The 9,671-nt window shown below is 64.1% G+C and carries 10 protein-coding genes; 7 read left to right on the forward strand and 3 right to left on the reverse strand.

The genetic code is table 11. From position 1 onward, the window contains the following. Nucleotides 1-136: 136 nt before the first annotated feature. On the reverse strand, nt 137-355 hold the full coding sequence (locus FS320_RS31805) for a MetQ/NlpA family ABC transporter substrate-binding protein (protein ID WP_338105572.1): 219 nt from the start codon (nt 353-355) through the stop codon (nt 137-139). Here FS320_RS31805 and FS320_RS31810 point away from each other — a divergent pair. Beyond that, complete coding sequence (locus tag FS320_RS31810) at nt 345-1,544, forward strand: glycoside hydrolase family 113 (RefSeq protein ID WP_338105573.1); 1,200 nt, start codon at nt 345-347, stop codon at nt 1,542-1,544. The genes FS320_RS31805 and FS320_RS31810 overlap by 11 nt on opposite strands. A gap of 71 nt (nt 1,545-1,615) precedes the next feature. Here the strand turns inward: FS320_RS31810 and FS320_RS31815 are convergent, their stop codons facing one another. Next, nucleotides 1,616-2,635 carry a polyprenyl synthetase family protein gene (locus tag FS320_RS31815; RefSeq protein ID WP_162003382.1) on the reverse strand — a complete coding sequence of 340 codons (1,020 nt, stop codon included), beginning with the start codon at nt 2,633-2,635 and terminating at the stop codon, nt 1,616-1,618. Between the two features lie 114 nt (nt 2,636-2,749). Between FS320_RS31815 and FS320_RS31820 the strand changes: the two genes are divergently transcribed. Both FS320_RS31820 and FS320_RS31825 read left to right on the forward strand, forming a co-directional pair. Continuing rightward, nucleotides 2,750-2,974, forward strand: a complete 225-nt coding sequence (locus FS320_RS31820; protein ID WP_152716447.1) for a putative signal transducing protein — start codon at nt 2,750-2,752, stop codon at nt 2,972-2,974. A gap of 7 nt (nt 2,975-2,981) precedes the next feature. Continuing rightward, nucleotides 2,982-3,722 carry a tRNA1(Val) (adenine(37)-N6)-methyltransferase gene (locus tag FS320_RS31825; RefSeq protein ID WP_152716448.1) on the forward strand — a complete coding sequence of 247 codons (741 nt, stop codon included), beginning with the start codon at nt 2,982-2,984 and terminating at the stop codon, nt 3,720-3,722. 137 nt (nt 3,723-3,859) lie between these two features. Here the strand turns inward: FS320_RS31825 and FS320_RS31830 are convergent, their stop codons facing one another. Continuing rightward, complete coding sequence (locus FS320_RS31830; RefSeq protein ID WP_152716449.1) at nt 3,860-4,174, reverse strand: hypothetical protein; 315 nt, start codon at nt 4,172-4,174, stop codon at nt 3,860-3,862. A gap of 163 nt (nt 4,175-4,337) precedes the next feature. Between FS320_RS31830 and FS320_RS31835 the strand changes: the two genes are divergently transcribed. The 4 genes from FS320_RS31835 (at nt 4,338) to FS320_RS31850 (ending at nt 9,516) form a co-directional block, all read left to right on the forward strand. After that, nucleotides 4,338-5,222, forward strand: a complete 885-nt coding sequence (locus tag FS320_RS31835; RefSeq protein ID WP_244627527.1) for a S49 family peptidase — start codon at nt 4,338-4,340, stop codon at nt 5,220-5,222. Nucleotides 5,223-5,449: 227 nt separating this feature from the next. Continuing rightward, nucleotides 5,450-6,391 (forward strand): glycine--tRNA ligase subunit alpha, encoded by a 942-nt coding sequence (locus FS320_RS31840; protein WP_152716450.1) that lies wholly within the window; start codon nt 5,450-5,452, stop codon nt 6,389-6,391. A 44-nt stretch (nt 6,392-6,435) separates the two neighbouring features. Further along, entirely contained in the window at nt 6,436-8,691 is a 2,256-nt protein-coding gene (gene glyS / locus FS320_RS31845; RefSeq protein WP_152716451.1) for a glycine--tRNA ligase subunit beta, read from the forward strand. 186 nt (nt 8,692-8,877) lie between these two features. After that, on the forward strand, nt 8,878-9,516 hold the full coding sequence (locus tag FS320_RS31850; RefSeq protein ID WP_152716454.1) for a L,D-transpeptidase: 639 nt from the start codon (nt 8,878-8,880) through the stop codon (nt 9,514-9,516). Nucleotides 9,517-9,671: the final 155 nt, after the last annotated feature.

Here is a 9,671-nt window from a genome sequence, read left to right on the forward strand (position 1 = left end):
CTTCTTCCTGAAAATCAAGCACTTCAGACGCATCGCCACGCGCTACGAACAGACCCCACGGGCGTTTATGTCAATCCTTTGCCTCGTCAGCGCGTTCATCTGGACCAAATGAATGTCAACGCGCTCTAGAAGCCGCTTACCACGCTGGAATGATGGCGCCCTTGAAGCGCTCTTCCAGGAACTTCGCGACCTCGGGGGACTGATAGGATTCCACGAAGGTCTTGATCTCCGGGCGATTGTCGCCCTGGCGAGCGGCGACGAAGTTGGCATAGGGATTGCCCTCGCGCTTCTCCACCGCAATCGTGTCCTTGCGGATGTCGAGGCCGGCATTGAGCGCATGGTCGGTGTTGATCACGGCTGCGTCGAGATCGGGCATCTCGGAGCAGTACGGCAAGAAGGTGATCTTCACCGAGGTCGGCTACAAGAGCATGGACGGGGCCAACAAGGACCCGGGTGTTTTCGGTGGTTCAGGTACATACGACCCTCAGGAGCAGGTCGACTGCTACGAGGCGCTCTACAAGGTGATGGAAAACTATGGCGGGCAATGGCTCGCCGGGTCGTTCCTCTGGAGCTATTACTCCTTCGAAAACCCGATGACACCAGTGGAAGAAGGAGGACGAGGCGTTCCGTGGACGGACTACACCACGCAGCACAAGCCTGCCAATGCCGTGGTGACCGCCCATTACTCGAGTCCAGCCCACGTGACAGGCCTTGTTTGGAACGGCACCAGCAGCGCCGACAAGCTCGATGGAGGTTATCACAATGACACGCTGAACGGCGCCGGCGGCAATGACATCCTCTGGGGCGGCGACGGCCATGACCGGCTCAATAGCGCCGAAGGGAACGATGTCCTGACCGGCGGATTCGGGGACGACATACTTGATGGTGGGGCGGGCGATCAGGACAAGGCTGTCTTCAGCGGTCGGCGCGCGGACTATACCATCATCAAGAATCAGGACGGCTCCTCCACGGTGCTGGACAACAGGGCCGATGGGGACGGGCGTGATACCGTCTCCGGGATCGAAGCGTTCCAGTTCTCGGATGGAACCGTCCCGCCTCCGAACGCTCCAAGTAATCTGTTCCCGGACGGCGGCACCAGATCGCAGGACCTAGTTCTGATCGGCACCAAGAAAGCCGACAAGCTTGTCGGCGGCATCGGAAACGACAGGCTCTATGGCAAGCTGGGCAAGGATGCTCTGACAGGCGGTACAGGCCAGGACATCTTCGTCTTCGACACCAAGCCGAACACGAAGACGAACCTCGACAAGATCACGGACTTCAACGTGGCGGACGATACGATCTGGCTGGAGAACAATTATTTCAAGGTGGGCAACGGTACACTCAGCAAGCCGAAGCAAATGGCAAGCAAGTACTTCTACAAGGGTACCAAGGCGCACGATAAGGACGACCACATCATCTACGACGCCAAGAAAGGCATCCTGTACTACGATGCCGACGGCACCGGCTCCTCGGCGCAGATCAAGATCGCCGCGCTCTCCCAGAACCTCTCGAAGATGAGTTACAAAGACTTCTTCGTCATCTGACGAAAAGGATCATCCGGCCGTGCGAGTTTCATCTGAGGCGCCCGCTTGAGGGCGGGCGACTTGGTGATGGCTCAATAGGCGCGGGCGATGCAGAAATCGACCGCGTCGAGAAGGGCCTGCTTCATCGGGCTCGAGGGAAAGAGGGCGAGCGCATCGCGGGCCATGGCGCCGTAATGGCGGGCGCGCTCGACGGTGTCCTCCAGCGCCCGGTGACGGCGCATGATGGCAATGGCCTGTTCGAGATCCGCATGCTCGATCTCGCCCTGTTCGAGCACGCGCTTCCAGAAGGCGCGCTCCTCGTCCGTGCCGCGGCGGAAGGAGAGGACCACGGGGAGGGTGATCTTCCCCTCGCGGAAATCGTCGCCCACGTTCTTGCCGAGGGTCGCGGCCTTGCCGCCGTAATCGAGGGCGTCGTCCACGAGTTGGAAGGCGATGCCGAGATTCATCCCGTAGGAGCGGCAGGCGGCCTGCTCGGCCTTCGGGCGCCCGGCGATGACGGGTCCGACTTCGCAGGCGGCGGCAAAGAGCTCCGCCGTCTTGCCGCGGATCACGGCGAGGTATTCGTCCTCGGTGGTCTCCGTGTTCTTGGCGGCGGCGAGCTGCATCACCTCGCCCTCGGCGATCACGGTCGCGGCGGCGGAGAGGATGTCGAGGGCGCGGAGCGAGCCCACTTCCACCATCATACGGAAGGCTTGGCCGAGGAGGAAGTCGCCGACGAGCACGCTCGCCTCGTTGCCCCATTTGATTCGGGCGGCGATCTTGCCCCGGCGCATGTCGCTCTCGTCCACCACGTCGTCGTGGAGGAGGGTGGCGGTGTGCATGAACTCGACAGAGGCTGCGAGCTTCACATGCCCGTCGCCCTGGTAGCCGGACAGGCCGGCGGTCGCCAGCGTCAGCATGGGCCTAAGACGTTTGCCGCCTGAGGAAATGAGGTGGTTCGCCACCTCCGGGATCATCGTGACCTCGGAACCCGTGCGCGACAGGATCATCGCATTGACCCGTTCCATGTCGGAGGCCACAAGGGACACGAGCTTCTCGATGCTCGCATTCTTCTCGGGATGCTTGTCTTCGAACGGAACGACGACGCCCACGTCTCACTACCCGGGTTGCCGGCCGGCTTGGCCGGTAGGAATATCAGTCACCGTGGCATGGCACTTTCCATGCTGCAATGCAAACGCTTACCGCAGGGGAAGGATCTCAGCCCAATGGTCGAAATCGTCCGCACCAACGATCTCGTTCTGATCGGCTTCCTACAATCCTTGCTGGAAAACGCCAACATCCCCGTTCTCGTCGCCGACCTGCACATGAGCGCTCTGGAGGGCATGACCGGCGCCTTCCCGCGCCGCATTCTGGTGCCGGAGGATCATCTGCGGCAGGCGCACCGCCTGATCGCCGAGGCCGGTCTCGAGGCCGAGTTGCGGCATGGATGAGAGCGGGATGGGTGAGGTCACCGAGGACTTGCTCCTGGGCGGCCGAGTCCGCCTCGTCCAGCCGGACAAGGGCCACCGGGCCGGCACCGATGCGGTGCTGCTGGCTGCCTCGGCGGCCGTGAAGCCCGGCGACGTCGTGGTGGATGTGGGCGCGGCGACGGGGGCCGTCGGGCTCATGGCGGCGGCCCGGGAGAGGGGTGCACGCTTCATCTTCGTGGAGCGGGATTCCCACCTTGCGGAACTCTGCCGCCGCAATTGCCGCGACAATGGCGTGGAGGGCGAAGTGGCCGTCGCGGACGTGCTCGACAAAGGCTCGCGCCTGGCCGTGGGGCTCAATCCCGACAGTGCCGATCTCGTCCTCACCAACCCGCCCTTTCTCGAGGAGGGACAGGCCCGGATCTCGCCCGACCGGGGCAGGGCGGCAGCCCATGCCCTTCCGGCCGGCGGGCTGGAAGCCTGGCTCAAGGCCTGTGCCGGGCTTCTCAAGCCCAAGGGCCGTCTCGTCATGATCCATCGGGCCGACAGGGTGGCCGAATGCCTCCGAATTCTGGAAAAATGGCTTGGCGGCCTGGAGCTTCGCTTCGTGCATCCGAGCGCCGACCGGCCTGCGATCCGCTTCCTCGTCTCCGGAATCAAAGGCAGTCGGGCTCCCGTGAGTATCCTGCCGCCGCTGATCCTGAACGGCCCCGACGGGCATTTCACCCCACAGACCGAGGCCCTGCACCGCGGGGAGGCGAACCTTTTATGAGAAAGGGTTCCTTTTGTCCCTCGTCATCACCGGCCTTGTGCCGGTGATCCCGATTGGAAAAGCGCAGCGTTTCACACAATCGAGATGGCCGGACGGGCCCGGCCATGACCAGAGGAAGGGTAGAGCGACCTTTCCGATCACCAGCGGTAGCCGGGGCGGCCGCCTGAGCGGCAGACCTCGATCGGACGGCGCACCCAGCGGTAGCCGTTCCAGACCCGCCGGGATTCGACCCAGCAGCGGCGCGCCGTACGGACCGGGCGATAAGCCCCGTAGGGACGTCCGTAATAGGGACGCCGTCCATAATAGGGGCGCCCGTACTGGACGGTCACGACCGGCGCGGGGCTCCGGTAGCCGTAGCCCGGGTAGTAGGGCTGAGCCTCGGCGGGCTGCACGGACAGGGCGCCGAAGCCCAGGGCTGCAAAACCAAGAAGACCGAAAACAAGCTTGCGCATCTATATCTCCTCAACTCCACCCAGACACCGGATTGAAACGGTGTCACGACCGGGCTGTTCTCCATGATCAAGGTTTAAACGACCTTAACTGAACGCAGCCCGACAATTTCCCTAACGGTATGTTCATCTTGGGAAGCCGGACCGGGCACCCTACATAACAGCCATGGCTCAAACATCGTTCTCCTCCATGCTCCCGGCACGTCTGCAATTCCTGCTCCCACCTAAGTATCGCGTCTATTCCGATCCCATCATTCCCGTGGTGCGCCTGTCGGGGGCCATCGGGGCCGTGATGCCCCTGCGGACGGGACTTGCCATGTCGAGCGTGGCGCCGCTTCTGGAGCGCGCCTTTTCGGTTCCGGGCGCGAGGGCGGTGGCGCTGGTCATCAACTCGCCGGGTGGCTCTGCGGCGCAATCGCACCTGATCTTCAAGCGCGTCCGGGCCCTTGCCGAGGAGAAGAAGCTTCCCGTCATCGCCTTCGTGGAGGATGCGGCGGCCTCCGGCGGCTACATGATCGCCTGCGCGGCGGACGAGATCTATGCCGATCCGGCCTCCATCGTCGGCTCCATCGGGGTCGTCTCCGCGAGTTTCGGCTTCCATGAACTGATCGAGCGCATCGGTATCGAGCGGCGCGTGCATACCGCCGGCAAGAGCAAGGCGATGCTGGACCCATTCCGGCCCGAGAATCCGGAGGACGTCGTGCGCCTGAAAGGGCTCCAGCGCCAGATCCACGACGTGTTCGTCGGCCTCGTCCGTGATCGCCGGGGCGAAAAGCTCAACGATTCCTACGACGATCTCTTCTCCGGGGCCTTCTGGGTCGGGGCGGAGGCGCTCGATCTCGGCCTCATCGACGGGCTCGGCGACATCCGCACCATCCTGCGCCAGCGCTTCGGCGAGAAGGTGCGGTTCCGGATGATCGAGCCGGCGCGCCCGCCGCTGCTGGGGCGCCTGTTCGGCCGCCGGTCCCTGGGGCAGAGCAGCCTGATCGACCCAGGCGAGATCGTCGGAGCCCTCGAAGAGCGGGCCGCCTGGGCGCGGCTGGGGCTCTAAGGTTTCCATGGGCGAGCCTGTTGATACACTCACGTCATCACCGGCCTTGTGCCGGTGATCCCGATCCTATGAAGCGCCCACTTTTCGGAACGAGATGGCCGGGACAAGCCCGGCCATGACGTGGGAGTGTGTCATCCGTGGCCTCGAGCGCGCGCCCAACGCTTGACTTAGGTCCCCCGTCATCCCAAGGGTTCGCCTGACATTTTCGAGACAAACCGGACGCCGATATGACGAGCGAACCCGCGCACATGAACCCTGCGCGTTCTTTCCAGGGCCTGATTCTCACGCTCCAGCGCTATTGGGCCGAACAGGGCTGCGTCATCCTCCAGCCTTACGACATGGAGGTCGGTGCGGGCACCTTCCACCCGGCCACGACCCTGCGGGCACTCGGCCCGAAGCCCTGGCGCGCGGCCTATGTGCAGCCCTCCCGCCGCCCCAAGGACGGGCGCTACGGCGAGAACCCGAACCGGCTCCAGCACTATTATCAGTTCCAGGTGATCCTGAAGCCGAACCCGCCGAACCTGCAGGAGCTCTATCTCGGCTCGCTCAAGGCGATCGGCATCGATACCTCCGTCCACGACATCCGCTTCGTCGAGGACGATTGGGAAAGCCCGACGCTCGGCGCCTGGGGTCTCGGTTGGGAATGCTGGTGCGACGGCATGGAAGTGTCGCAGTTCACCTATTTCCAGCAGGTGGCCGGCTTCGAGTGTTCGCCGGTCGCAGGCGAATTGACCTACGGCCTCGAGCGCCTCGCCATGTATCTGCAGGGCGTGGAATCGATCTACGACCTCAACTTCAACGGGCTCGAAGGCGACCGGAAGGTCAGTTACGGCGACGTCTTTCTGCAGGCCGAGCAGGAATATTCGCGCCACAACTTCGAATATGCCGACACCGAGATGCTGTTCCGGCATTTCCGCGACGCGGAGGCGGCCTGCCGCAAGTATCTCGCGGATGGCGAGCCGAAGCCCGGCTCCAACGACAACCGCCATCTGATGGCGCTGCCGGCCTACGACCAGTGCATCAAGGCGAGCCACGTGTTCAACCTGCTCGATGCCCGCGGCGTCATCTCCGTCACCGAGCGCCAGAGCTACATCCTGCGCGTCCGCGAACTCGCGAAGGCCTGCGGCGCGGCATGGCTGAAGACCGAGGGCGGAGGCGTGGCGGCGTGACCGCTGCCCCCATCCGTTTCCTCACTCAGACATAAAGTTCTCCGATGCCCGATCTTCTCCTCGAACTCTTTTCCGAAGAAATTCCCGCCCGCATGCAGCGTCGTGCAGCGGAGGATCTGAAGAAGCTTGTGACCGATGCGCTCGTGGAGCGCGGCTTCCTCTATGAGGGCGCGAAGGCCCTCGCGACGCCGCGGCGGCTGGCGCTCCATGTCGCGGGCCTGCCCGTGAAGGGGCAGGACGTGCGCGAGGAGCGCAAAGGTCCGCGCGTCGGCTCGCCGGAGGCTGCGATCCAGGGCTTCCTGAAAGGGGCGGGGCTATCCTCCATCGAGCAGGCGAGGATCGAGAGCGATCCGAAGAAGGGCGAGTTCTACGTCGCCCTCATCGAGAAGCCCGGCCGCTCGACCCCGGACGTGCTGGCGGAGATCCTGCCCGGCATCGTGAAAAACTTCCCCTGGCCGAAATCCATGCGCTGGGGCGCGGCCTCGCAGGAGCCGGGAAGCTTGCGCTGGGTGCGTCCGCTCCATTCCATCATCTGCACCTTCGGGCCCGAGACCGAGGATCCGGAGGTGGTGCGCTTCGAGGTCGACGGCATCGCCGCGGGCGACGTCACGAAGGGCCACCGCTTCCTCGCGCCGGGCGAGATCCGCGTGAAGCGCTTCGACGATTACGCGCCGGCGCTGGAGCGCGCGAAGGTCGTGATCGACACGGATCGCCGCAAGGACATGATCCTGCACGACGCGAAGGACCTCGCCTTCGCGCAGGGCCTCGAGCTCGTCGAGGACGAGGGGCTGCTCGAAGAGGTCGCCGGCCTTGTGGAATGGCCCGTGGTGCTCATGGGCTCGTTCGACGAAGCTTTTCTCGACATTCCGCCGGAGGTGATCCGCACCACCATCCGGGCGAACCAGAAATGCTTCGTGCTGCGCGATCCCAACACCGGCAAGCTCGCCAATAGGTTCCTGCTGACTTCCAACCTCATCGCCGGCGACGGCGGCAGGACGATCGTCGGCGGCAACGAGCGCGTGGTGCGCGCGCGCCTCTCCGACGCGAAATTCTTCTGGGAGACGGACCAGAAGGTGAAACTGGAAGACCGGCTGGAGAAGCTGAAATCCATCGTCTTCCACGAGAAGCTCGGCACGCAATACGAGCGCGTCGAGCGCATCGCGGCGCTCGCCAGGGAACTGGCTCTCGTCGTCGGTGCCGATCCTGAACTGGCAGAGCGCGCCGCGCGTCTCGCCAAGGCCGATCTCGTCACTGAGATGGTGGGCGAGTTTCCCGAACTGCAGGGCCTCATGGGGCGCTACTACGCGACCCTGCAGGGCGAGCATGCTTCCATCGCCGCCGCCATCGAAGAACACTACAAGCCCCTCGGCCCCTCCGACCGCGTGCCGACCGATCCCGTGTCGGTCGCCGTGGCGCTCGCCGACAAGATCGACACGCTCGTGGGCTTCTGGGCCATCGACGAGAAGCCGACGGGATCGAAGGATCCTTATGCGCTGCGTCGTGCGGCGTTGGGCGTGATCAGGCTGGTGCTGGAGAACAATCTCAAGCTGTCGCTGATCTCGCTGCTCGCGAAGCCGTTTGCGCGCGATGCGAAGGACGTTCTGTTCGAGGAGTTCCTGCAGGCCAGGAAACTCGTCGAAGCCATCGAGGACAGCGCTCTCGCCGGGATCGTCAAGCATCCTGCGCTTCCAGATCTGGAATCCATTTTCCGGCAGCGGCAACTGGGGAATTCCGAAAGTCTGGCACGCATCATGTATGTGCGCGCGCTCGACCTCCTCTCCTTCTTCGCCGACCGCCTGAAGGTCTATCTGCGCGATCAGGGCGCGCGTCACGACCTCATCGACGCGGTGTTCTCGCTCGAAGGCCAGGACGACCTGCTCATGATCGTCCGCCGCGTCGAGGCGCTCGGCCGCTTCCTCGACACCGAGGACGGCAGGAACCTGCTCGCCGGTTATCGCCGCGCGGCCAATATCCTGCGCATCGAGGAGAAGAAGGACGGGCGAGCCTACGACGAGGCGCCCGATCTCCAGATCGTGAACGACCAGGGACAGATCGAGGAGAAGGCGCTCGCCGTGGTCCTTCACGGGGCGAAGGAAGAGGCGCAGAAAGCCGTCGAAGCCGAGGATTTCGAGGGCGCGATGCGCGCTTTGTCCCGCCTGCGCCAGCCCGTGGACGCATTCTTCGACAAGGTGACCGTCAACGCGGAGGATCCCACGCTTCGGGCCAACCGCCTGCGGCTCCTCAACAGCATCCGTGAGGCGACTCGCACGGTGGCGGATTTCTCGCGCATCGAGGGGTAGCCTTGTCCCGCGAAGCGGCTCCGGCTTGCCGTCGGAAGATGCGATGCATGAAAATGGAGGATTGCGTCACGCGCATGGGGCAGCCCCCAAGGGTTAATTCATGTTAAGGTGTGGCGTGAGGGGCACAGCCAATCGGCCACCTAGGCTCTAGGTAGGCGGCAACCGATTCAATTCAGAAGACCGATGATGATGATTCGACGCCTCCTGATTGCCGCTCTTCTGAGCGCACCCCTTGCTGCCTGTCAGATCGCTCAGCAGCCGGTCGCCACGGCCGACGATTCCGCCTGGTATGTCGGCATGATGCCGGACAAGCCGCACAACATCCCGCTGGTCGATCGCCGCAAGATGGACGCGAAATACGCCCGCCAGACGGTGGAGTACAAAGGCACCGAGAAGCCGGGCTCGATCGTGGTCGATATCGACGAGCGCATGCTCTACCTGGTCCAGCCCGAGGGCAAGGCGATCCGCTACGGCGTCGGCGTCGGCAAGCAGGGCTTCTCCTGGAAGGGCATTGCGTCCGTTGGCCGCAAGGGCGTCTGGCCCAACTGGTCGCCCACCAGGACCATGGTCGGCATAAAGCCCGAGCTGCCGCGCTACATGGAAGCCGGCCTCGACAACCCGCTCGGCGCCCGCGCCCTCTATCTGCACCAGAACGGTGCCGACACGCTCTTCCGCATCCACGGCACCAACGAGCCCTGGAGCATCGGCGAACAGGTCTCCTCGGGCTGCGTGCGCATGCTCAACGAGGACGTGGCCGACCTCTACGAGCGCGTTCCCGTCGGCACGACGGTCTATGTGAAGCGCAACGGGCGGTACCGGGTTTAACGTAAAGGCGGCCTTCAGGGCCGCCTTTTTCCGTGTGCCGAGCATGTTCGACAGCTTGGAGGTGCAAGTCCTCTACCCAGCCTGATGGCGGCGAAGGGTTAGCAAAGCGCAAGGGCGCCACCGCGAGGTGGGGTCTGAAGGAAGCGTGGAGCAAA

Origin of the sequence: Microvirga tunisiensis, assembly GCF_009296175.1 — a bacterium.
Lineage (GTDB): Bacteria > Pseudomonadota > Alphaproteobacteria > Rhizobiales > Beijerinckiaceae > Microvirga > Microvirga tunisiensis.

Coding starts and splice junctions, on each gene's coding strand:
- FS320_RS31820 (WP_152716447.1), top strand. CDS start 2,750: ATGGTCGAAATCGTCCGCACCAACGATCTCGTTCTGATCGGCTTCCTA.
- FS320_RS31825 (WP_152716448.1), top strand. CDS start 2,982: ATGGGTGAGGTCACCGAGGACTTGCTCCTGGGCGGCCGAGTCCGCCTC.
- FS320_RS31830 (WP_152716449.1), bottom strand. CDS start 4,174: ATGCGCAAGCTTGTTTTCGGTCTTCTTGGTTTTGCAGCCCTGGGCTTC.
- FS320_RS31835 (WP_244627527.1), top strand. CDS start 4,338: ATGGCTCAAACATCGTTCTCCTCCATGCTCCCGGCACGTCTGCAATTC.
- FS320_RS31840 (WP_152716450.1), top strand. CDS start 5,450: ATGACGAGCGAACCCGCGCACATGAACCCTGCGCGTTCTTTCCAGGGC.
- glyS (WP_152716451.1), top strand. CDS start 6,436: ATGCCCGATCTTCTCCTCGAACTCTTTTCCGAAGAAATTCCCGCCCGC.
- FS320_RS31850 (WP_152716454.1), top strand. CDS start 8,878: ATGATGATTCGACGCCTCCTGATTGCCGCTCTTCTGAGCGCACCCCTT.